The 20,353-nt window shown below is 62.9% G+C and carries 23 protein-coding genes and 1 pseudogene; 10 read left to right on the top strand and 14 right to left on the bottom strand.

Annotated elements, in window-relative coordinates; genetic code table 11:
- Nucleotides 1–30: 30 nt before the first annotated feature.
- Nucleotides 31–522, bottom strand: a complete 492-nt coding sequence (locus E9677_RS00365; RefSeq protein WP_136556123.1) for a peroxiredoxin — start codon at nt 520–522, stop codon at nt 31–33.
- A 72-nt stretch (nt 523–594) separates the two neighbouring features.
- Nucleotides 595–1,443 (bottom strand): protein-disulfide reductase DsbD domain-containing protein, encoded by an 849-nt coding sequence (locus E9677_RS00360; protein ID WP_136556122.1) that lies wholly within the window; start codon nt 1,441–1,443, stop codon nt 595–597.
- A gap of 187 nt (nt 1,444–1,630) precedes the next feature.
- On the opposite strand from E9677_RS00360, the gene E9677_RS00355 reads away from it, so the two are divergent.
- Nucleotides 1,631–2,236 carry a YqgE/AlgH family protein gene (locus tag E9677_RS00355; protein WP_136556121.1) on the top strand — a complete coding sequence of 202 codons (606 nt, stop codon included), beginning with the start codon at nt 1,631–1,633 and terminating at the stop codon, nt 2,234–2,236.
- A gap of 3 nt (nt 2,237–2,239) precedes the next feature.
- Here E9677_RS00355 and E9677_RS00350 read toward each other — a convergent pair whose 3' ends face one another.
- The 3 genes and pseudogenes from E9677_RS00350 to E9677_RS25460 all read right to left on the bottom strand — a co-directional run bounded on the left by E9677_RS00350 (nt 2,240) and on the right by E9677_RS25460 (nt 3,400).
- The gene (locus tag E9677_RS00350; protein ID WP_168801083.1) at nt 2,240–2,695 is read right to left on the bottom strand and encodes a DUF1801 domain-containing protein; all 456 of its coding nucleotides are present in this window, start codon (nt 2,693–2,695) and stop codon (nt 2,240–2,242) included.
- Nucleotides 2,692–3,150: pseudogene (locus E9677_RS25465) on the bottom strand (AraC family transcriptional regulator). The gene E9677_RS00350 and the pseudogene E9677_RS25465 overlap by 4 nt, the downstream one beginning before the upstream one ends.
- Nucleotides 3,059–3,400: a helix-turn-helix domain-containing protein gene (locus tag E9677_RS25460; RefSeq protein WP_235882857.1), complete on the bottom strand. Its 342-nt coding sequence runs from the start codon at nt 3,398–3,400 to the stop codon at nt 3,059–3,061. Before E9677_RS25460 ends, E9677_RS25465 begins: the two are co-directional and overlap by 92 nt.
- Before the next feature lie 324 nt (nt 3,401–3,724).
- On the opposite strand from E9677_RS25460, the gene E9677_RS00340 reads away from it, so the two are divergent.
- On the top strand, nt 3,725–4,360 hold the full coding sequence (locus E9677_RS00340) for a LysE family translocator (protein WP_136556120.1): 636 nt from the start codon (nt 3,725–3,727) through the stop codon (nt 4,358–4,360).
- 12 nt (nt 4,361–4,372) lie between these two features.
- Here the strand turns inward: E9677_RS00340 and E9677_RS00335 are convergent, their stop codons facing one another.
- From E9677_RS00335 to thrC, 4 genes are all read right to left on the bottom strand, one after another.
- Entirely contained in the window at nt 4,373–7,285 is a 2,913-nt protein-coding gene (locus E9677_RS00335) for an EAL domain-containing protein (RefSeq protein WP_136556119.1), read from the bottom strand.
- Nucleotides 7,282–7,893, bottom strand: a complete 612-nt coding sequence (locus E9677_RS00330; protein ID WP_136556118.1) for a GNAT family N-acetyltransferase — start codon at nt 7,891–7,893, stop codon at nt 7,282–7,284. Before E9677_RS00330 ends, E9677_RS00335 begins: the two co-directional genes overlap by 4 nt.
- A 62-nt stretch (nt 7,894–7,955) precedes the next feature.
- Entirely contained in the window at nt 7,956–9,254 is a 1,299-nt protein-coding gene (locus E9677_RS00325; protein WP_136556117.1) for a M16 family metallopeptidase, read from the bottom strand.
- Between the two features lie 20 nt (nt 9,255–9,274).
- Complete coding sequence (gene thrC / locus E9677_RS00320; protein ID WP_205910105.1) at nt 9,275–10,681, bottom strand: threonine synthase; 1,407 nt, start codon at nt 10,679–10,681, stop codon at nt 9,275–9,277.
- Between the two features lie 302 nt (nt 10,682–10,983).
- Here thrC and E9677_RS00315 point away from each other — a divergent pair, with 302 nt between their 5' ends.
- A complete protein-coding gene (locus E9677_RS00315; protein WP_136556115.1) occupies nt 10,984–11,556 on the top strand; it encodes a hypothetical protein in 573 nt (190 codons plus the stop codon).
- Between the two features lie 36 nt (nt 11,557–11,592).
- On the opposite strand, the gene E9677_RS00310 is transcribed toward E9677_RS00315, so the two are convergent.
- Nucleotides 11,593–12,186, bottom strand: a complete 594-nt coding sequence (locus E9677_RS00310) for a helix-turn-helix domain-containing protein (RefSeq protein ID WP_136556114.1) — start codon at nt 12,184–12,186, stop codon at nt 11,593–11,595.
- A gap of 116 nt (nt 12,187–12,302) precedes the next feature.
- On the opposite strand from E9677_RS00310, the gene E9677_RS00305 reads away from it, so the two are divergent.
- Together E9677_RS00305 and E9677_RS00300 are read left to right on the top strand one after the other, a co-directional pair.
- Nucleotides 12,303–13,667 carry an LLM class flavin-dependent oxidoreductase gene (locus tag E9677_RS00305; RefSeq protein ID WP_136556113.1) on the top strand — a complete coding sequence of 455 codons (1,365 nt, stop codon included), beginning with the start codon at nt 12,303–12,305 and terminating at the stop codon, nt 13,665–13,667.
- A 178-nt stretch (nt 13,668–13,845) separates the two neighbouring features.
- Entirely contained in the window at nt 13,846–14,766 is a 921-nt protein-coding gene (locus tag E9677_RS00300) for a diacylglycerol/lipid kinase family protein (RefSeq protein ID WP_136556112.1), read from the top strand.
- 29 nt (nt 14,767–14,795) lie between these two features.
- On the opposite strand, the gene E9677_RS00295 is transcribed toward E9677_RS00300, so the two are convergent.
- The 4 genes from E9677_RS00295 to E9677_RS00280 all read right to left on the bottom strand — a co-directional run bounded on the left by E9677_RS00295 (nt 14,796) and on the right by E9677_RS00280 (nt 17,308).
- Nucleotides 14,796–15,485 (bottom strand): HAD family hydrolase, encoded by a 690-nt coding sequence (locus E9677_RS00295; protein WP_136556111.1) that lies wholly within the window; start codon nt 15,483–15,485, stop codon nt 14,796–14,798.
- Between the two features lie 117 nt (nt 15,486–15,602).
- The gene (locus E9677_RS00290; RefSeq protein ID WP_136556110.1) at nt 15,603–16,193 is read right to left on the bottom strand and encodes a TetR/AcrR family transcriptional regulator; all 591 of its coding nucleotides are present in this window, start codon (nt 16,191–16,193) and stop codon (nt 15,603–15,605) included.
- The gene (locus E9677_RS00285) at nt 16,193–16,537 is read right to left on the bottom strand and encodes a DMT family transporter (RefSeq protein ID WP_136556109.1); all 345 of its coding nucleotides are present in this window, start codon (nt 16,535–16,537) and stop codon (nt 16,193–16,195) included. The genes E9677_RS00290 and E9677_RS00285 overlap by 1 nt, the downstream gene beginning before the upstream one ends.
- A gap of 84 nt (nt 16,538–16,621) precedes the next feature.
- Nucleotides 16,622–17,308: an ArsR/SmtB family transcription factor gene (locus E9677_RS00280; RefSeq protein ID WP_136556108.1), complete on the bottom strand. Its 687-nt coding sequence runs from the start codon at nt 17,306–17,308 to the stop codon at nt 16,622–16,624.
- 169 nt (nt 17,309–17,477) lie between these two features.
- Here E9677_RS00280 and E9677_RS00275 point away from each other — a divergent pair, with 169 nt between their 5' ends.
- The 5 genes from E9677_RS00275 to E9677_RS00255 all read left to right on the top strand — a co-directional run bounded on the left by E9677_RS00275 (nt 17,478) and on the right by E9677_RS00255 (nt 20,342).
- On the top strand, nt 17,478–17,807 hold the full coding sequence (locus E9677_RS00275; protein WP_136556107.1) for an NIPSNAP family protein: 330 nt from the start codon (nt 17,478–17,480) through the stop codon (nt 17,805–17,807).
- Nucleotides 17,804–18,148 carry an antibiotic biosynthesis monooxygenase family protein gene (locus tag E9677_RS00270; protein ID WP_136556106.1) on the top strand — a complete coding sequence of 115 codons (345 nt, stop codon included), beginning with the start codon at nt 17,804–17,806 and terminating at the stop codon, nt 18,146–18,148. The genes E9677_RS00275 and E9677_RS00270 overlap by 4 nt, the downstream gene beginning before the upstream one ends.
- 72 nt (nt 18,149–18,220) lie before the next feature.
- Nucleotides 18,221–18,901: a GntR family transcriptional regulator gene (locus E9677_RS00265; RefSeq protein WP_136556105.1), complete on the top strand. Its 681-nt coding sequence runs from the start codon at nt 18,221–18,223 to the stop codon at nt 18,899–18,901.
- A 395-nt stretch (nt 18,902–19,296) separates the two neighbouring features.
- Nucleotides 19,297–19,887: a biotin transporter BioY gene (locus E9677_RS00260; protein WP_136556104.1), complete on the top strand. Its 591-nt coding sequence runs from the start codon at nt 19,297–19,299 to the stop codon at nt 19,885–19,887.
- A gap of 26 nt (nt 19,888–19,913) precedes the next feature.
- The gene (locus E9677_RS00255) at nt 19,914–20,342 is read left to right on the top strand and encodes a DUF1284 domain-containing protein (RefSeq protein WP_136556103.1); all 429 of its coding nucleotides are present in this window, start codon (nt 19,914–19,916) and stop codon (nt 20,340–20,342) included.
- Nucleotides 20,343–20,353 lie beyond the last annotated feature (11 nt).

The raw sequence follows: 20,353 nt of genomic DNA, 5'->3' as shown, positions 1-20,353 counted from the left end.
GCCTCCTGTTCTGAATGAAGGGCAGTTCCGTCAGGCGCCGAGCTGCTCGATCATCGTGGCGGCCGACGACACGGTCGCCTGGCCGGGATTTTCTTCGATGTTGAGGCTCTTCACCACGCCGTCTTCGACCAGCATGGAATAGCGCTTGGAGCGCACGCCGAGCGCCCCGGCGGAAAGATCCGCATCGAGGCCGAGTGCCTTGGTGAAACCGGCATCCCAGTCGGCGAGGAAGTGGATCTTGCCCATCCCGCCGGAGTGCTGCGCCCAGGCGCCCATGACGTGCCAGTCGTTGACGGCGATCACGGCGATGTCGTCGACGCCACGCGCCATCAGAGCGTCACGGTTTTCCAGATAGCCGGGCAGGTGGTTCAGTGTGCAGGTCGGCGTGAAGGCGCCGGGGACGGCGAAGACGACGACCTTCTTGCCGGCGAACAGGTTTTCGGTGGTGATCTCCACCGGTCCGTCCACGGTCTTTTCCTTGAAGGTGGCCTGAGGCAGCTTGTCGCCGATGGCAATGGTCATGAATGTCGTCCTCGCTCGCGTTGCGCCCCGCGGAACCCCTCCGTGCGGCGATGACGCGAATATAGGATCGGGTCAGTCGAAGGCAAGCGTGGTTTCCATCGCGCGATCGGCGCTCACGATCAGAATGCCCCAGCGCTTGCCGGCCAGTTTGTATTTCTTCGGCAGCTTGCCGATCGGCATGGTCAGGATCGTCTCGCCGCTGGTCCCGGCAGTGACTTCGGCATTGACGAAGACATGGCCGCTCGGACCGCTGACGAAGACCTTGGTTGCCGTCGACCCCTCCGGCAGGACTGCCCGAACGACGAGCTCCTTGGCATCGTGTCTCAGCTTGTGGTCAACGATGTGAAATTCCTCTGAGGGCCCGGGCGGGATCTGTGCAAGCGCTGCAGCAACGAGCGCTGCCGCCGCCGGATCGCTGACGCCGCCTGTATCCGGCGGTACGGTGAGATCGGCCTGGAACGGAATGCAGATATTCTGGCAAACGCCGACGAAAGCGTTGAGCGTCACGCCGGCCGTGTCTGGCGCATTCTTGAGGGTGATCGGCAGGGTAACAGCATGATCGTATCCGACATCGATCATGTCGCCGCTCATCAGCACCTTCGGCACGGGGAAGCCGATGCTGTCGACGGTGTAGGAAGCGCCGGGAGCGGGTTTGATGGCGGGAGGAATGCCGACATCGCCCGGCTCCTTCCAATAGGTGATCCAGCCGGGGCTCGGCTCGATCACCAGCGCTCCCTGACGCAGACCATCGGTGCCCTCGGGCAACAGGATCAGCCGCATCCGCCCGCCTTCGTTGACTGCCCAATCGCTACTCGCAGCCATCAGCGGTAAGGCGGGCAGCATAAAAAGCATGCCGAGGATTGCCGCGAACGGCGTCAGACGAGTAGGGCAGAGCGCTTGGAACAGGCGGGAAAAAGACATGTCTGTATCTGTCCTGGAGATCATGCATCCGGCTCTAGAAGATCGCAGCAGCCTTGGCCAGTCACGCTTGCTTCATGGTCATCATTTTGGGTTGATCGCAATCCGCTTCTGCCCCATCTTGAATGAGAGACCACATCTGAACCACGCATGAAGCCGATTGCCCAAGTGGCAAACCAAGGAGGCGGGCATGGCATTGTCGTCGAAAACCAGTCTGAGAGAACGCGGTTTCCTGGATGGTAACCTGCTGATCGCCATGCCCGGCATGGCAGACGGCAATTTTGCCCGCGCGGTCGTCTATATCTGCGCCCATTCCGATGCCGGCGCCATGGGCTTCATCATCAACCGCTCGCAGTCGGTGACCTTTGCCGACCTTTTGCTGCATCTGGAACTGATCGACCGCAACGACGCCATCATGCTGCCCGACCACGCCCGCCATTTCCCCATCCAGTGCGGCGGCCCGGTGGAGCAGAACCGCGGCTTCGTGCTGCATTCCGACGATTACCTCTCCGACAGTTCCATCCCCGTCAGTGACGACATCTCGCTCACCGCGACCCTCGACATCGTCCGCGCCATCTCCGACGGCCGCGGCCCCCGCCACGCCACCATGCTGCTCGGTTATGCCGGCTGGGGGCCTGGCCAGCTGGAAGAAGAAATCGCCCAGAATGGCTGGCTGCATTGCGCCCCCACCGAAAGCCTGATCTTCGACCGCTGCCTTGACAACAAATATGATCGCGCGTTGGCCCTGATGGGCATCAATCCCGCGATGCTGTCGATGGATGCTGGGCACGCTTGAGAACTAGGCTTCCTCGATTTTGTTCGACCGTTGGCTGCGAGAGCCCGTTCCCTTCCGCCGATGATAGGTCAGAGCTGTATTCAGGCAGAAGAGCAACGGCGTGTAAGGCATCGCGCGGTTGGCAGGGATTATGAGCGCACGGTTTCCATCGAACGTGAACTCGTCCGGAAATGCGGTGCGGAACATGGCGATGAGGCTTGTCTTGCAGCTGAACAGCAGCGCGCTGTCATGGGGCGCCTCTCTGGTGGCGCCCAGCCGAATGGTGGTTCCGCTTCGGCTGACCTCGGTCAGGTAAGCGGGCTCGCCCCATTTGAGCGTTTCCGTCAGAGGGCCGACATCTCCGATCTCTGCCGCGACCGTGAAGATCAATTGGCGGATCTCGAGGAGACGCTCCCGCACAATTTCCGGGTGACGAGAGAGTGCGCGGCAAATTTCGTCCGGCACAGGCGGCACAGTCATGCTACGGCTTTCAGAGGCAGATGAATATCGGTGCGCAGTTCCGCTTGTGGCACGTGACGCGGGTCGTTGAGATAAGCTTCGAATATAGGCGCATCATCGGGCTCGTAACCCGAGGCGGGCAACCAAACGCCGAGCAGCCAACGATAGGCACTCCGCATGTCGGCATAGGGGCCCTTGTAGCTGAGCTTCGCCTAGCACCCGCCGCGCAGAACCGTTTCCACCAGCGGCGTATCGATGGCAACCGAAACGTGTATCGGCAAACAGGCCCGCGAACGCAAGGCATGTTCGGGTCCGAGATCGGGATCGTCGAAAAACACGCCGATCATGGCAGGTTCCGCCGGTAGGAGGCGGCGCTGGACAAGTTCAGCAAACAGCTTGCCCATGGCATGGTCGATCTTCATGTAAGACCCTGTGTGATCGATCCCGGCGCAACGCCGCTCCGGCAAGGTTTCCACCGTCACGGGAAAGCGACTGCCGTCGCTGGCCATGCTTGCGGCCTTGAACGCGGCATGCGAGCCGCATCTCGCGGTAAGCAGCCGGGCTCGTCCCGAAGGTCTCCTTGAATGCCCGACCGAAACTGTCACTGGAACTGTAACTGGCACGCCGGGTGATGGCCTGGATATCCGCATCGGAATTCGCGAGTTGATCCGCCGCACGCTGGAGCCTCAGCCGCCGGATCGTTGCGACAACTGTCTCTCCGCGCATGGCCGAATAGATCCGGCTCCAATGATAGGACGATAGGCAGGCGACTTCCGCTAGACTGTCGAAGGAGAGATCCTCGCCCAGATGGGCGTAAATGTAGTCGAGGACCCGATCGAGACGGTCGTGATAGGCTTTCTGGTGATGCATGAGAACCCTCTGTCGTGCTTGAATTCGTCGGAAGTCTTGCACGATCTGGACCGGCAAATCCTGCGGAACTGGCCCATGCGCTGTCGTTGGCACCGGTTGCAAGGCTTGCATCTTTCCACCTGAGAGGTCAATGTCGCATGCGTCTGGCCATCATGCTCAGATCAAAGTGAGGCCCATCCCATGCCTGCCGTCGAGATCCTCTTCGCCTTCTTCGTCACCACGGCCGTCTTTGCCTTCATTCCCGGTCCCGCCATGCTCTACGTCGCAGCCCGCACCCTGGCCGCGGATCGGCGGGCAGGGATGATGGCGACGCTTGGCATCCACCTTGGCTGCTATGTGCATGTGGCGGCCGCGGCAGTGGGTCTGTCGGTTCTCTTCCATCTGGTGCCCACGCTCTATCTGGCGGTCAAGCTCGCCGGCGCTGCCTATCTCATCTATCTCGGTATACGCATGTTCCGTGCCGCTCGATCGCAGGGGGGCGGTGAAGAGATGACGCTTGCACCGAAAACCGGACGGCGGGCCTTCGTGGAGAGCATGCTGGTCGAAGTGCTCAATCCGAAGACGGCGATCTTCTTCCTCGCCTTCCTGCCGCAGTTCATCGATCAGGCCGCAGCCTTTCCCGTCTGGCTGCAATTCGTCATCCTGGGCACGACGGTCAACGCGATGTTCACGGTCGCCGACATCGCCTGCGTGATGGCGGCGAGCATGGTCACCAAACGTTTGGCGCGGGTCTCATCCCTGCAACGCAATCTGCAAAGGGCAGGGGGCGCAATCCTCGTCGGGCTTGGCCTTCACGTCGCTCTCCAGCGCACGTAAGCCTTTGCAGCCTCACGCCCGCTTCATCAGCGGAAACCGCTCCTTGAGCAACCGCAGCACCGATTCCGATCCAAGCGGCGGGCCGAAGAGATAGCTCTGGCCAAAGTCGCAGCCCATCATTGCGAGGTCGGCGGCATCCTGGTCGGTCTGGATGCCCTCGGCCACCACCTGCATGTCGAGCCCGCGCGCCATCGAGACGACGGAGCGCAAGAGGACCGACTTCTTGTCGGACTGGTCGCAGACGAGCGCCTTGTCGAGCTTGATCGTGTCGAAGGGGAAGCGGGTGAGATAGGCGAGCGACGAATAGCCGGTGCCGAAATCGTCGAGCGCCAGGCTGATGCCCGTATCCTTCAGCTTCTCCAGCATCAGGCGCGCCTGTTCCGGGTTCTCCATGACGACGGATTCGGTCAGCTCCAGCTTGATCCGCTTCGGGTCGCACTGGGTTTTCACGAGAAGAGCGCGCACGTCGTTATAGATTTCGCTGGAGATCAGCTGGGCGGAAGAGAGGTTGACCGAGACGAAGATCGGCAGTTCGCCAGTGTGGCGCTCCCAGTCCATCAGGTCGGTGGCTGCCCGTTCCAGCGAGAACATGCCGAGTGGCTCGATGAGGTCGGACATTTCCGCGATCGGAATGAATTCGGTCGGCGAAATCGTGCCGCGCTTGGGGTGGTCCCAGCGCATCAGCGCCTCGAAGCCGGCGATTTCCCCATTGGCGAGCTTGACGATCGGCTGGTAGGCCATCGACAGCTCCTTGCGCTCGATGGCGCGGCGCAGATCCGTTTCCAGCTGGAGGCGGTCGGTGCTCACAGTGCGGAAGGCCGGGCGGAAGGGCTCCACGCGATTGCCGCCGGCGCGTTTCGCCCGGAACATGGCAAGCTCGGCATCGGCGAGCAAGCTCGCCGAGCTTTCCTGCTGGTCTACCCAGGAGACGAGGCCGATCGAGGCCGTCAGGTTGATTTCCCGGTTGGCGAAATTGAGCGGCACCATGATCGCCTTGGAAACCGCGTCCGCGAAGTCGGCGATCTTGCCGGGGTCGCGTTCGGACACCAGGATCAGACCGAATTCGTCGCCCGAAAGCCGTGCCAGCGTATCCTGCGGCTTCAAGAGACGGCGCAGGCGCCGCGTGATCGCGATCAGGATGTTGTCGCCGGCGGCAATGCCGAGCGCGTCGTTGACCTGCTTGTAGCGGTCTATATCGATGGCAAGCACGGTCGGCCGTACATTGTCGGTTGTCGAGGCGAGCGACAGGATTGCCTGCAGCCGGTCGAGGAAGACCTCGCGGTTCGGAAGTCCCGTCAGATTGTCATGCATGGCATCGACGAGCAGCCGGTCGATCGAGTTCTTCTGCTCGGTCACGTCGATGATCGTGCCGACACAGCGGATGACCTCGCCGTTGGAACCCAGCACGGGACGGGCGCGGATCTTCAGCCAGTGGAAGTGGCCATCTTCTGCGCGGATGCGGAATTCGTGGCTGAGCCGTCCCTTGCGATGTTCTAAGAGCACGTCGAGCGTGGCGCGGAAACGGTCGCGATCGTCGGGATGCAGGCGCGGCAGCCAGTTGCGGGCAGGGCCGTGCATGGTGCCCGGCGACAGGCCGAGACGTATCGAGACATCAGGGCTCGTCACCACGCGGTCGCGCGCCACGTCCCAGTCCCAGACGGTGTCGCCGGAACCGGTCAGCGCCAGCGACTGGCGCTCCAGGTCGGAGAACAGGCCCTGCTGATAAGCGCCGCCGGCAAAGGCATGCTGCATGACCGTAAAGCCGATCAGAAGCACGATCAGCACGAGGCCGCCACCGAGTGCGGGCTGGATGATGTCGTTGTCGAGCTGGCCGGTCACGGTCATCCAGCCGGCGAACAGCCAGACGAGGATCAGCACCCAGGTCGGCACCAGGAGCACCGCGCGGTCATAGCGATTGAAGCCGAGATAGATTATCAGGCCGATGCCGACAACGCCTGTCAGCGCAAAGGAAACCCGGGCAATGCCGGCCGCGATCGAGGGGTCGAAGATCGCCACGCCGAAGAGCACGGTGAGACCCAGCATCCAGGCGAATGTGGCGTAGCCCAGATGCACGTGCCAGCGATTGAGGTTGAGATAGGTAAAGAGAAAAATGACCAGCGAGGAGGCGAGAGCCACCTCGGCGCCCGCTCGCCATATTCTGATATCGGAGGAGGTGAGGGTGATCAGTTTTTCCAGGAAGCCGAAGTCGACGCAGATATAGGCGAGCACCGCCCAGGCGAGCGCCGCGGCCGCCGGCAGCATCGACGTGCCCTTGACGACGAAGAGAATGGTGAGGAAGACCGCAAGCAGGCCCGCAATGCCGAGCACGATGCCGCGATAAAGGGTGAATGCGTTGACCGTGTCCTTGTAGGCGTCGGGCTCCCACAGATAGATCTGCGGCAGTTCGGGCGTCGCGAGTTCGGCGACGAAGGTGATCACGGTGCCGGGATTGAGCGTGATGCGGAAGACGTCGGCATCCGGCCCCGGCACGCGGTCGAGCGCAAAGCCTTCCGATGGTGTGATCGCCATGATCCGCTGCGAGCCGAGGTCCGGCCAGAACATCCTGGAGCCGGAAAGACGGAAATGCGGCGCAACGATCACGCGCTCCAGCTGTTCCTCGGAAACATTGGCGAGCGCGAAGACTGCCCAGTCGCCCTGGTGTTCAGGTGCGCTCGACCGCACTTCGATACGCCGGCGAATGCCGTCGCCACCAGCGGCGGTCGAAACCTGGAAGGCCTCCCCCTGGTTCGTATAGATCTCGGTGGTGGCGGTCAGATCCAGCGCATTGTCGTCCCGTGCGATCTTGACCGGTTCAACCGCAAGCGCCGCGGTGGCGCCAAGTGTGACGAACAGTGCGGCAAGCGCAGCCAGGCACAGGGCAGCCAGGCGAAGCGAGGCGCGCGAAAGGGGTTCGGTTTTGCTCATGAGGACGTCTTGCCGTTCCGCGCCTTGGGGGCGCCGATCCGGGAGAACAGCAGATGATCGCGCCATTCCCCGTTGATTTTCAGATAGTCGCGCAAAAGACCTTCCCGCTCAAATCCCGTTTTTTCGAGTAGCCTCAGGCTGTTGACGTTGTCCGGAATACAGGCTGCCTCGATACGGTGCAACTCGAGCGGCCCGAAGATGTAGGGAATAGCCAGCTGAAGTGCGGCAAACATGTGGCCTTGCCGCGAATGGCGCTCGCCCATCCAGTAGCCGATCATGCAGCTTTGTGCGGCACCCCGGCGGATGAGACCGACGGTGAGCCCGCCCAGCAAGGTGTTTTCCTCCCGGTCGAACAGGAAGAAGGGCACGGCCAGGCCTGAGTGAAATTCCTGTTCATTACGCAGCACGCGCTGTCGGAAGGCCCGCTCGGTCAGTTCATCGGCGCGCCAGGTGGGTTCCCAGGGCTGCAGGAAGGCGCGGCTTTCCCGCCGCAACTGGTGCCATGGCTCGAAATCGCGGAACCGCGGCAGACGAAGCATATGCCGTTCGCCGTGGAGCTCCGGCATGTCCGACTGCCGGGACAGAAACCGAAAGACCGAGCGCGTCATCGTCAATCCCCGAGCGAAATCCGGCGGAGGTCTCCGCCGGTCGAGTTCAGCGTCCGCGACAGTCAGCCTACGGCCTTGCGGACGCCTGCTGGCTGCGTGTTGAGAGCGCCCCTGATGTCGTCGAGCGGAACGAGGTGATCGACGGGGCCGATCGCGGAAAGCGTCGGCGTGGTGTCGAAGAACAGGCGTCCGGCGAGATCGGTCAGGCGTTCGGTGGTGATGCCGGCAAGCCGTTCCATCATTTCCTGGTTCGGAATAGTCCGACCATAGAGCATCATCTGGCGGGCGATCTGGCCGGCGCGTGCAGCAGGGCTTTCCTGGCCCATCAGCAACTGCGCGCGGATCTGCGCCCGTGACCGCTCGATCTCCTGCTGGTCGATATGGTCGGAGACCTTGCGCAATTCGTCGATGATGACGGGCACCAGTTCCGGCAGGTTTTCGCCGCCTGTCGCGGCATGGATGCCGAAGATGCCGGTGTCGGAAAAGCCCCAGTGGAAGGCATAGACCGAGTAGCAGAGACCGCGGATCTCGCGCACTTCCTGGAAGAGCCGCGACGACATGCCGCCGCCCAGGATATTGGCAAGGATCTGCGAGCAGTAGAAGTCCCGCATGTGATAGGCCTTGCCCTCGAAGCCGAGCAGGACCTGTGTGTCCATCAGGTCGCGCTCCTCGCGCGCTTCGCCGCCTGTATAGTGAGCGACATCCATGACCGGGGTCGCAGACGGCTTTGTCGGCAGGGAGGCGAAGCGCTGCTCCACCTGCTTGACGAAGGCATCGTGATCGACCCGGCCGGCAGCCACGACGAACATGCGGTCGGTCGTGTAATTGCGCGAGAGATAGGCGCGGATCTGGTCGCTCGAGAACGACTTGACCGTCTCCGGAGTGCCGAGAATGCTGCGCCCGATGGTCTGGCCGCGATAGGCCTGTTCGGAAAAGCGGTCGAAGACCACATCGTCCGGCGTGTCGTCGGCAGCCCCGATTTCCTGCAGGATCACGTGTTTCTCGCGCTCCAGTTCCTCTTCGTCGAAGACGCTGTCGGTCAGGATGTCGGCGAGAATATCGACCGCGAGCGGGACATTGTCCTTTAACACGCGGGCGTAATAGGAGGTGGTCTCGGTCGACGTCGCGGCGTTCACTTCGCCGCCGACATTCTCGATTTCCTCGGCAATCTGGCGGGCGCTACGTTTGTTCGTGCCCTTGAACGCCATATGCTCGAGCAGATGCGCAATGCCATGCTCTGCTTCGGTCTCGTTACGCGAGCCGGACTTGATCCAGGTGCCGAGTGCCACGCTTTCAAGATGCGGCATATTCTCGGTTACTACAGTCAAACCCGAAGGAAGCCGGGTGCACTCAACATTCATGGTTCGTCTTTCCGCGCTTCCTATCTGACTGCCCTCGCATGTTCACTGACAAAGCTTTCGATGGCTTTCAGTTCCGCGGGCAGGACTTCGAAGCGCTCCTCCCTGTCCATCAGATCAGCAAGCCACGCCGGAAGCGCGGGGTCAATACCGGAGGCCGATTTTACTGCCGCGGGGAACTTGGCGGGATGCGCGGTGGCAAGCACCACCATGGGGCTTTGCGGCTTCTCGAATTTCTTGGCGACATGCACGCCGACGGCCGTATGCGGGTCGAGAAGATAGCCAGTCTCGTCGAGAACGGCGCGGATCGTCTTTGCCACTTCCTTCTGCGTCGCGCGTCCGGCGCGAAAATCCTTGCGGATGAACTTCAGGGCCTCGGGCTTGATCTCGAAGGCACCGGACTGCTTGAGCCCCTCCATCGACGAGCGGATGGCGGATGCGTCGCGGCCATAGGCTTCGAACAGCAAGCGTTCGAAGTTGGAGGAAATTTGGATATCCATCGACGGCGAAGTGGTTGCCGAAACGCCCTTCATTTCGTAGCGCCCGGTCTTCATCGTGCGCGCCAGAATGTCGTTGTCGTTTGTGGCGATGACCAGCTTGTCGATCGGCAGGCCCATCTTCTTGGCGACGTAACCGGCAAAGATGTCGCCGAAATTGCCGGTTGGCACCGTGAAGGACACCTTGCGATCGGGAGCGCCGAGAGCAACGGCGGATGTGAAGTAGTAGACCACTTGCGCCATGATGCGGGCCCAGTTGATCGAATTCACGCCCGAAAGCCTGACCCGGTCACGGAAGGCGCCGTCGTTGAACATCGCCTTCACCAGGTTCTGGCAGTCGTCGAAATTGCCTTCGAGCGCGATGGCATGCACGTTTTCGTCCGTCGACGAGGTCATCTGGCGCTGCTGCACCGGCGAGACCTTGCCATGCGGGAAGAGGATGAAGATGTCGGTCCGCGCGCGGCCGGCAAAGGCATCGATCGCAGCACCTCCAGTGTCGCCCGAGGTGGCGCCGACGATGGTCGCCCGTTCGCCGCGCTGTTCCAGAACATGGTCCATCAGCCGGGCGATCAGCTGCATCGCCACGTCCTTGAAGGCGAGCGTCGTGCCGTGGAAAAGTTCGAGCACGAAGGAATTCGGCCCGGTCTGCACGAGCGGTGCGACGGCCGGATGCTTGAAGGTCGCATAGGCCTCGTCGATCATCGCCCGGAAGGTCTGGGGCTCGATCTCGCCATTGGTGAAGGGCAGCAGCACCTCGAAGGCGACGTCCTCATAGGACTTGCCACGCAGGCCACGGATCGCCTTTTTCGACATCTGTGGCCACTCGCGCGGAACGTAAAGTCCACCGTCGCGGGCAAGGCCTGCCAGAAGTGCGTCACAAAAGCCGAGGCTCGGGGCCTCGCCGCGGGTCGAAACATATTCCACGTCGCTTATCCCTATAGTTCAAATGGTCGGAGCCGAAGCGCCGCCAAACCTATGGCGTTTCCGATAAAGAGGTTTGCCCGTTTGCGCCAGTGCGCCGGCCAGGATTTCGCAAGCCCGGCAATCGTCTGTGGCCTTGGCCACGGCCGCCTGTGGTCCGGCTGTTGCGGAGCAATCGAATTTTGACTCAAATTGCCGGCTACCCAATCGATTTTTCTCGTGGCCGCTGGTATAGACCATCCGCGAGGGCGCTGAAAAGCCTCAAGTTTGACTGTTTTTCGGCCTTTGGCCGAGCATGCGGAAGGTGAAGTCTCGTGTCTGTAAACGTGTCGCGCGGTGTTGTCGCCGTTTCGCTGATGATGGTTCTCTCCGGTTGCAATGCCGGCGGTCTTGGCAGCAGCCTCGGCCTTTCCTCTTCCGATCCGGCAGCGGCAACGCCCGCCGCCACGCCAGCGGTCGCCACCGACCAGCAGGCTTTCGTTCAGGGCTTCTGCCCGCAGATTTCGCTGACTGACAGCACAGCCGTGTACCGCTCCTACGTCCGTGGCAAGGACGGCGATGCCGAACAGGTCGTCTTCCAGGCGTCTTTTGCCGACTCGACGCGCTCATGCTCCCGGACCGACACGACGCTCACCGTCAATGCGCTGATCCAGGGGCGCCTCGTTTCTGGTCCCCAGGGCAAGGCCGGCACGATCAATCTGCCGGTCCGCGTCACCGTAGTCGATGGCGGCCAGGAAGTGTCCAACGAACTCGAGCAGTATCCAGTCACGATCGCCGACGTGAACACGCCGGTCCAGTTCGTCTACAGCCGCGCTGTCACGATCCCCGGCAATGTCTCCGGCATGACCCGCGTCTATATCGGTTTCGAACAGCCGAAGAAGAAGTAAGTTCCGGAAGAGGGCGCCGGGTTCGCTTTCCGGCGCCTATCCCCGCCGCGTCAATGCCACCAGATAACGTGTCGCCCTGTCACTGCCGTTGACGAAGACGCAGTCTTCAGGCGCGCCGAGCTGCAGGCAGTCGCCGGCCGAAAGCTGGTGGCTTCGTGGTCCCTCGACGAAGTCGAGCTCTCCCTCCAGGACATGGATCTGCTGGTGCTGGAAGCTGAAGGCGGAGGCCGGATAGGGGACGCGCACACCCGCCGGCAAGACCACTTCGATCAGTTCGAGTTGCCCGCTGTTCGGGGGCGAAAGGGTGCGGCGCGAATAGCCCGTCTCCGGGTCGACCCAGACCGGCTGGTCGCTCCGCCTGGCAAGGCGGTCACCCTCGCGTTCCGCCATGGCAAGCAACACCGAAAGCGGCAGGCCAAAGGCTCCGGACAGCCGGCCGAGCACGGAGGCCGTCGGGCTCGCCTCGCAGCGCTCCACCTTGCTGATCATCGCCTTGGAAACGCCAGAGCGGGCTGAAAGCTCGGCCAGCGACCACGACCGGATGTCACGCTCGGCCCGAATGCGCTCGGCAATCGCGCGCGCCTGCCGGCTTTCGTCATAGCTTTCGATCCGTCTTGCAGTCTCGCTCATCTACACCCTTGCCAAAACCTGCGTGTGCGTCTTCTATAGTGGACGAAAGAATACGATAGGGGACGAGGCATTGGCAAGCCATCGCGCTTGTCTTGCCGTGGCTGAGGGAAGAAAACGTGACACGCGAGATCCGTTTCAACGCATTCGACATGAACTGCATCGGGCATATCCAGCAGGGCCTCTGGTCCCATCCGCGCGACCGGTCGATGGAATACAACAGCCTCTCCTATTGGACCGACTATGCCAAGCGCCTGGAAGCAGGCCTCTTTGACGGCATCTTCCTGGCCGATGTCGTCGGCATCTATGACGTCTTGAGCGGCAGCCCGGCGCCGGCCCTGCGCGGTGCCGTGCAGGTGCCGGTCAATGACCCGATGATGCTGGTCCCCGCCATGGCTTCGGTGACCCGCCATCTCGGCTTCGGCGTCACTGCCAACCTCACCTATGAGCAGCCATTCCTCTTTGCCCGCCGCATGGCGACGCTGGATCACCTGACCGGCGGCCGCATGGGCTGGAACATCGTCACAGGCTATCTCGACAGCGCGGCGCGTGCCATCGGCCTCGATGGTCAGATGGCCCATGATGATCGCTATGATCTCGCCGACGAATATATGGAAGTCGTCTACAAGCTCTGGGAAGGCAGCTGGGAGGATGGCGCCGTCGTCGCTGACAAGGCCGCGAAGGTCTATGCCGATCCATCACGCGTCCACCCCGTCCACCATCATGGACGGCAATACAAGGTGGAGGCCTATCACCTCTGCGAACCCTCGCCGCAGCGCACGCCGGTGCTCTACCAGGCCGGCTCTTCGCCGCGCGGCCGCCAGTTTGCCGCCACCCATGCCGAATGCGTCTTCGTCAACGGCCAGAAAAAGGAGGGCGTGCGCGAGATCGTCACCGATATCCGGACCCGGGCAGGAGCGATCGGCCGGCATGGCGACGACATCAAGGTCTTCCTCGGCGCCACCATCGTCACCGGCCGCACCGAGAAGGAGGCACAGGACAAGTTCGAGGATTACAAGCGTTACGTCAGCTCCGAGGCAGCGCTCACCCATGCGGCCGCTTCCATGGGCATCGACTTTGACAAGTTCGACATGGACGAACCCGTCGAGACGGGAAAGAGCCAGGCGATCACCTCCAACATCAAGGCCATGGACCGCGCCGCAGGGCCGCAATGGACCAAGCGCAAGCTGATCGAGCAGATGGTGCTCGGCAGCCGCCAGCAGCCCTTGGTCGCTTCGGCCGACCAGGTGGTCGAATGGCTGGTGGACTGGGTCGAGGACACCGGCGTCGACGGCTTCAACCTCTCCCGCACGGTCGTGCCGGAATGTTTCGACGATATCATCGAGCTCGTCGTCCCGCGCCTGCAGGAGCGCGGCCTCTACAAGACGGAGTACCGTGATGGACCGCTGCGCGAAAAGCTCTTCGGTCAGCCCCGACTGACCGATCGCCACATCGCATCGACACATCGTCAACGGCGGGACTGATCGCTCCTGTCGTATCTTGTTGAAGCGGCGGCGCCGTCCCACCCGCTTGCTTGCTCTCTTCAATCCGGGAATGCTAGCCTGTTACCGGTGGCGCGGCCTTGCCCGCTTTCGCGGGGGCGCGGGCCGCTACGGAGAGGGGGAGGCATCCGCGAGGAATGGCTCTCGGGGGGAGGCCTGATTGAAAATTGCAGTCTTGAGAAACCCCATTGCGGGTGGCCGTTCCGGCCAGCAGCAATGGGCGCCTTTGCTTGCCGCCTTCCGCACCCGTTTTCCAGACCTGGAGATCCATGAGAGCCGCTCCAGCGGAGATGCGCGGCGTCTCGCCCGCGAACTGGCCGCCGGCCCCTATGATCTTCTTCTGGTCGCCGGCGGTGATGGCACGATCAGCGACGTCGTCGATGGCGTGCTGGGGTCGAGCCGCCCTGACATGCCGCTCGCCTTCCTGCCGATCGGCACGGGCTGCGATTTCATCCGAAACTTCAACCTGCCGACCGATCCGACAGCCCTTGCCGAGCACATCGCAGGCGCTCCGCTGCGCCGGATCGACGCCGGTTTGCTGATCTCGCGCGATGCGGCCGGTGCCGAGCAGCGGCGTCATTTCGCCAATATCACCAGCGTCGGCATTTCCGGCGAGATCGTCGATGCCGTCAATGCCCCAGGCCGCAGACGGTTTCTGAACGGCCCGCTGCGCTTCCTCGTCCATTCGGCACTCGCCATCCTGCGCTACCGACCGTATGATTTCGAAGTCCTGGTCGACGGCATGCTGGTGCATCAGGGGCGGCTGGCGCTGGTCGCGATCGCCAATGGCGCATGGTTCGGCGGCGGTATGCACATCACCCCCGAGGCCAATGTCGCCGATGGCATGTTCGAGGTGGCCGTGATGCGCGAGGAGAAGGTGCTCGGCCTTCTGAATTTACTGGGCCGCCTGCACAAGGCCGGCCATGTCGGCCATCCGCTCCTCAGTTTTCACAAGGCAAGACGTGTGGAGGTGAGGCCCCGCGATCCCGCCCGGTTTCCGGTCGACGTGGACGGCGAGGCGCCGATCTCCGGCGCCTTCATCGCAGAAATTCTGCCGGGCGCCCTGACGATCAGGACGTGATCAAAACCTGATGGCAAAGCCGTCAGCGCTCAGAATACGCCTTCCCATTCCGCCATGGCGGCGATCACGCCCGGCAGGTCCTGCATACGCGCGATGACCGTTTCCGCACCCGCATCGGTCAGCTTGTCGGCATGCGAGGGATAGGTGTGCGATGCGCCGGTAAAGCCGACGACGCGCATTCCGGCTTCGCGGGCGGCATGCACGCCGTGAACGGAATCCTCGACCACGATGCACTTGCCCGGGCTCACCCCAAACTGTGCTGCGCCATGCAGGAAGATGTCCGGCTTCGGCTTGACGCGATCGGCGCCGAGATCCTTGGCAGAATAGATATGCGGCGCGAAGAACTCCTTGAGGCCGACCTTCGACAGCATCATGTCGAGGCGCTGCGACGACGAGTTCGAGCAGATGCAGCGCGGGCCGGTAATCCGCGAGAGCGCATACTGCACGCCCTCGATCGCCTTGACTTCACGCGCCAGCCGCTGGTCGAGCAGCTGTTCCGATTTGTCGATCAGGCTTGCCGACAAGGGAATGTCGACCTCCTTTTCGATCGACAGCAGGATGTTCTTCCAGGTCATGCCGGCAAAGCGTTCACCCATTTCCTCGACCGAGATCGGATAACCCGCTTCCGTCAGGAGCTTGGACTCGACCTTGGCGGCGATGATCTCGGAATCGACGAGCACGCCGTCGCAGTCGAAAAGGGTGAGGTCGAAGCCGCTCATGGAAACATCCGTCATGTGGTCCAGGGAAGGTCGCTCCCTACACGATCGGGAAGCCGAGGACAATCGCATGTCATGCATGGCAGCTCTGTCGGCGGACGGGTTGTCCGAGGCTCCAGCTCAAGCCCCGGCCATCGCCAGCAGCACCGTCTCGAAGTCCTGCGGATAACGCCGCAATCCGTCCGCCTTTTCCATCATGTCGGCGAGCCAGACGCCATCGGCGGCGAGCCTGACGGCGACAAGCTCCGGATCGCCATCCGTCTCGCCATGTCGCGCCATGCGGTCGTCGAGCCAGGCCGACCAGAGCGAGCGCAGCGCCGGCTCCGAGACGATGGCCACCGAAAGCGCGCCCCAGAGGCTGTGCTCGCCGAGCAGGCGATCCGAGAAACAGGCCTGCACATAGGCTCGTGTAAAACGCCCGCGCGCCACTGGATCATCCGCCAGCGTCCGGTCGATCTCCTGGTCCATTTTGTCGAGCAAATCCGCAAAGACGGCAGCGAGCAGCGCCTGTTTGCTGTCGAAGTGATGCAGCAACCCGCCCTTGGTGACGCCCGCCCGTGTGGCCACCGCCTGGATGGTGATGGCCGCTGCCCCGCCTTCCGCCGCAATCTGGGCGGCGCAGTCCAGCAGTGCCCGGCGCACCTGTTCGGGCTGTTTCTTGCGGTGATGGGCAGAGAGCGCGCCGTCCATGGGTGAGGGAGCCCCCGCCATCAGTGCGACGCCGTGCTGGACAGCGTGTTCATCACGATCACGCCTGTGACGATCAGCGCGATGCCGGCAAGGGCTGCGAGGTCGAGGCTCTGCTCGAGATAAAAGACACTGATCAGCGCCGTCAACACGATGCCGAGCCCGCCCCACATCGCATAGGCGATGCCGAGCGGCATGCCCTTCAGCGCCTGGGACAGGAGGTAGAAGGACGCGACATAGAACATGACCATGCCCGCCGTCGGCAAAAGCTTGGTGAATTGCGCCGATTTCTGCAGCAGCGTGGTGCCGATGACTTCGAGCACGATCGCGGCGGCAAGCGCGCCATAGGCGGTGAGGGCGGGGGACATGGTCGAAGCTCCAGGAACGAGAATGACTAAACATACCGTATGGTCGGTTTCTTTTCAAGATGCTCGTTGTCTGCTATCTGCCTCTCAATCGGGCAGTGGGAATTGTGCCAGAAACTGCCGCTCGCCTTCCGGCGAAAACCGGATGATCCGGCTGTCTTCCACCCGCCGCGCATGACCTCGATCTAGAAAGTGCGAGAGCAGCGCCGCCCCGAGCGTACCGGCGAGATGCGTGCGCCGCTCGCTCCAGTCCAGGCAGGCGCGGCAGAGCGGCCGCCGTTTGGCCCGAAGGGAGCCAATGTCGAGCCCTCGGTCCCGCAGCAGGCTCTCCCCTTCAGGCGTCAGTGTCAGTGCCTCGTCTTCCGCGCGGATCGCCCCTTGCGCCACCAGGCTGTCCAGCATCCGCACGCCATAGTCTCCGGCGAGGTGATCATAACAGATCCGCGCCTTGCGCAGTTCCGGCTCCTTTGGCCCGGTGCGGTGGCGCAGGTGCCCTCGGCTAGCCGAAAAGCTCATCAGGCTCTCGATCATCGCCCCGACATGTCCGTCGGCCAGCGCGAAATAGCGATGCCGCCCCTGCTTGCGCTGGGAGAGCAGTCCGCCCTCTTCGAGTTTCGACAGATGTGAGCTCGCCGTCTGCAGCGTCACCCCCGCAGCCCCCGCCAGTTCCGTCGCCGTCAATGCCTTGCCGCCGATGAGCGCCAGCAGCATGTTCGAGCGTGCCGGATCGCCGATCAGCGACGCGATGCGTGCAATGTCCGGTCCTTCCGCCATCGTGGTCTCCCTGTTTGCTCGCCACAGTCTCTGTCGCCACTGTAGCGAATGCTTCGATCCCGGTCGAACTGTCGAGGGTGAGGAAGCGCTGGCAAAACTTCGACCCCGATCGAAGCATCACGCATGTCGATCATGGCAAAACCCACCTCGCAAGAAATGAGGAGCCATCATGATCACCTGCATCATCCGCTACCGCATCGATCCCTTCGGCCGCGACGACTTCGCAACTTACGCCCGCAACTGGGGTGAAGCGATCCCGCGCTGCGGCGCCGATCTCGTCGGCTATTTCGCCCCGCATGAAGGGTCTGCGACCACCGCCTACGGCATCTACAACATCGAAAACCTCGCCGCTTACGAGGCCTATCGCTTGAAGCTGGCCGCCGATCCTCTCGGCAAGGCCAATTACGAATTCGCGAAAAACGCCCGTTTCATTCTGGAGGAGGACCGGCTCTTCCTGAAAAATGTTTCCCACCCGCCATCCTGGAAAGTCCAGCCATGATCGCCGTCATCTTCGAGGTGACACCCTTCATCGGCGAGCGTCACCGCTATCTCGATCTCGCCGGCGAGTTGCGCGCTCAGCTCGAAGCCGCCGACGGCTTCGTCTCCGTCGAGCGCTTCGAAAGCCTCACGACACGTGGCAAGCTCCTCTCGCTCTCCTTCTGGCGTGACGAAGAGGCGGTGCGCCGCTGGCGCGAGACGGAAGAACACCGCGCCGCCCAGGCCGCCGGCCGAGGTGGTGTCTTCGCCGCCTATCGCCTGCGCGTCGCGGAGGTCTTGCGCGACTACGGCCTTAATGATCGCACCGAAGCGCCGGAGGATAGCCGGGAAAGGCATGGGTGAGGGGGCTTTGGCAGAGGGCTGCGACCCTTGCCTCCCTCGACAAGCCGTCGCCTGCTGACTATGCAGGAACCCATGCCGAAAAAGCCGGAAGATTCTCCCGAGGATACGATTGCGAGCCGCATCAGCCGCGCGCTGGCGGAGCGCATCATCCATGGTGAACTCGTGCCCGGATCGCGCCTCGCCCAGGACCATATCGCGGAAGAATTCGGCGCGAGCCACGTGCCCGTGCGTGAGGCCTTTCGCCGGCTGGAGGCGCAAGGGCTCGTCGTCAGCATTCCCCGTCGCGGCGTGCGCGTCGCCAGCTTTGACCTGAAGCAGGTTCGTGAAGTGGCCGAAATGCGGGCTGCCCTCGAAGTGCTGGCGCTGCGCCACTCCGCTCCAAATCTCACGCCGGATGTGCTCGCCGCCGCCGAACAGGCCGCCACCGATGCCGACAATGCCAAGGATGTCCGCACCTGGGAGGAAGCCAACCGCCGCTTCCACCGCCTGATCGTCTCCACCTGTGGCATGCCGCGCCTGCTCTCCGTCATCGACGATCTCCACGCCGTCTCCGCCCGTTTCCTCTTCGTGGCCTGGCACGCCACCTGGGAAGCCCGCACCGACCACGACCACCGCGCCATCCTTGAAGCTCTGAAATCCGGCGATGCAACGGAAGCCGCCCGCATCCTCGAGCGCCACGTCCAGTGGATCGGCCGCGCCCCCATGCCGGTGCCCGGCCGTGCCGACACCGAAGGATTTGCGATCGTCGGTTGACGTAGTCGCCGTCCATCACGCGCCGGCCCTCATCCCGCGCTGGCAGCGTGAGCGACCCTCGAAGCACGGGGGGCTGGCGGCCTCCTCCGTGGCCTCGCCTTCGAGGCCTGTTGGCGCAGGCGCCTCACGGGGAGGGCATCCGCGCCAACCCTAACACGCCGGCACCGTCTCCCCGGCTATTGGGATAGGGTAGGGTGGGGACGCGCCATCTGCCGCGATCGATAAATTATAGATAAAATTTCGAAGAGCATCTCCCATCGGCTTACCGCAGGTCGCCAGTTGTCGCCTTGATGCGTTCACGATCGCACTTCACTCCAATTCCATCTTGGCAAACTTTGATTCTATAGATAAAAGACTCCGTGCCACTAAAATTATCTATAAAATGGAGATTGACTGTGACCACTATCCTTGCCCCTGCATCCCGCGCCTTTGATCCGCTCGGAATAGCCGGCCGATCGCTTCCCATGCAGGCCGCCCTTCTCCTCTTCGGCACGGGCGTGCTCGCGCTCGCCTCCCAGATATCAGTGCCAATGGTGCCGGTGCCGATCACCCTGCAGACTTTCGCCATCACCATGATCGGCGTGCTCTATGGCTGGCGCCTGGGCGCCTTGACCGTTCTCGCCTGGCTGGGCGAGGCGATGATGGGTCTCCCGGTGCTGGCGGGCGGCAGTGGTGGTCTCGCTCCCTTCGTCGGCCCCACCGCAGGCTACCTCGTCTCCTTCCCGATCATCGCGGCCCTTGCAGGCTACCTTGCCGAAAAGGGCTGGACAGGTGAGCGCATGGTCAAAAGCTTTGTCGCGCATCTCTCTGCCAACATCCTGTGCCTCGTCATCGGCGGCGCCTGGCTCGCTTGGCTCATTGGTGCCGAAAAGGGCCTGGCGCTGGGCGTCACACCCTTTATCCTGGGTGCCGTGCTCAAATCCGCGCTTGCCGCTGCTCTACTGATGGCGCTTGCCCGCGGCAAGGCAAAACCGCTCGACCTCTGAGACCTGAAATCCGACTGATACAAAGCATGACCGTTCGGCTCCGCGCCCACCACCTGCTGTGCATGCTGACCTATGTCGGCAAGGGTTATTCTCCCGCTTTCGTGGAAAACTACGAGGCAATCGCCGCCCGTCTGTCGGCCGGCGAGGAGATTGAACTGGTGGCGGGGCCGGACGATATCTGCGGCCCGCTCACCACAGATCCCGAGGCCCATTGCCATGGTGCTGGTGTCATCGATCGGGACTGTGAAGCGGCAGATGCCGTCGTCCGCCTCATCGGCGACCCACTCCCACCAGGTGCCCGCATCACCCCGACTGCCGCTCTCCTCGCCCGCCTGAGAAAGACCTTCGCCACCGGCGAGATCCGCACCGCCTGCTCCGGCTGCGAATGGTCCAGCCTCTGCGACAGCGTCGCAGACGGCGGCTATCTTGGCGCCAGGGTCGATCCAATGTGCTGAATGGCCATCAT

The sequence above is a fragment of the Peteryoungia rhizophila genome (assembly GCF_004912145.1).
Lineage (GTDB): Bacteria > Pseudomonadota > Alphaproteobacteria > Rhizobiales > Rhizobiaceae > Allorhizobium > Allorhizobium rhizophilum.
This window is presented reverse-complemented; position numbering and strand designations above follow the sequence as displayed.

What these genes read in the sequence shown, in the direction of transcription:
- E9677_RS00365 (WP_136556123.1), bottom strand. Translation starts at nt 522, where the DNA reads ATGACCATTGCCATCGGCGACAAGCTGCCTCAGGCCACCTTCAAGGAA.
- E9677_RS00360 (WP_136556122.1), bottom strand. Translation starts at nt 1,443, where the DNA reads ATGTCTTTTTCCCGCCTGTTCCAAGCGCTCTGCCCTACTCGTCTGACG.
- E9677_RS00355 (WP_136556121.1), top strand. Translation starts at nt 1,631, where the DNA reads ATGGCATTGTCGTCGAAAACCAGTCTGAGAGAACGCGGTTTCCTGGAT.
- E9677_RS00350 (WP_168801083.1), bottom strand. Translation starts at nt 2,695, where the DNA reads ATGACTGTGCCGCCTGTGCCGGACGAAATTTGCCGCGCACTCTCTCGT.
- E9677_RS25460 (WP_235882857.1), bottom strand. Translation starts at nt 3,400, where the DNA reads ATGCGCGGAGAGACAGTTGTCGCAACGATCCGGCGGCTGAGGCTCCAG.
- E9677_RS00340 (WP_136556120.1), top strand. Translation starts at nt 3,725, where the DNA reads ATGCCTGCCGTCGAGATCCTCTTCGCCTTCTTCGTCACCACGGCCGTC.
- E9677_RS00335 (WP_136556119.1), bottom strand. Translation starts at nt 7,285, where the DNA reads ATGAGCAAAACCGAACCCCTTTCGCGCGCCTCGCTTCGCCTGGCTGCC.
- E9677_RS00330 (WP_136556118.1), bottom strand. Translation starts at nt 7,893, where the DNA reads ATGACGCGCTCGGTCTTTCGGTTTCTGTCCCGGCAGTCGGACATGCCG.
- E9677_RS00325 (WP_136556117.1), bottom strand. Translation starts at nt 9,254, where the DNA reads ATGAATGTTGAGTGCACCCGGCTTCCTTCGGGTTTGACTGTAGTAACC.
- E9677_RS00310 (WP_136556114.1), bottom strand. Translation starts at nt 12,186, where the DNA reads ATGAGCGAGACTGCAAGACGGATCGAAAGCTATGACGAAAGCCGGCAG.
- E9677_RS00295 (WP_136556111.1), bottom strand. Translation starts at nt 15,485, where the DNA reads ATGAGCGGCTTCGACCTCACCCTTTTCGACTGCGACGGCGTGCTCGTC.
- E9677_RS00290 (WP_136556110.1), bottom strand. Translation starts at nt 16,193, where the DNA reads ATGGCGGGGGCTCCCTCACCCATGGACGGCGCGCTCTCTGCCCATCAC.
- E9677_RS00285 (WP_136556109.1), bottom strand. Translation starts at nt 16,537, where the DNA reads ATGTCCCCCGCCCTCACCGCCTATGGCGCGCTTGCCGCCGCGATCGTG.
- E9677_RS00280 (WP_136556108.1), bottom strand. Translation starts at nt 17,308, where the DNA reads ATGGCGGAAGGACCGGACATTGCACGCATCGCGTCGCTGATCGGCGAT.
- E9677_RS00275 (WP_136556107.1), top strand. Translation starts at nt 17,478, where the DNA reads ATGATCACCTGCATCATCCGCTACCGCATCGATCCCTTCGGCCGCGAC.
- E9677_RS00270 (WP_136556106.1), top strand. Translation starts at nt 17,804, where the DNA reads ATGATCGCCGTCATCTTCGAGGTGACACCCTTCATCGGCGAGCGTCAC.
- E9677_RS00265 (WP_136556105.1), top strand. Translation starts at nt 18,221, where the DNA reads ATGCCGAAAAAGCCGGAAGATTCTCCCGAGGATACGATTGCGAGCCGC.
- E9677_RS00255 (WP_136556103.1), top strand. Translation starts at nt 19,914, where the DNA reads ATGACCGTTCGGCTCCGCGCCCACCACCTGCTGTGCATGCTGACCTAT.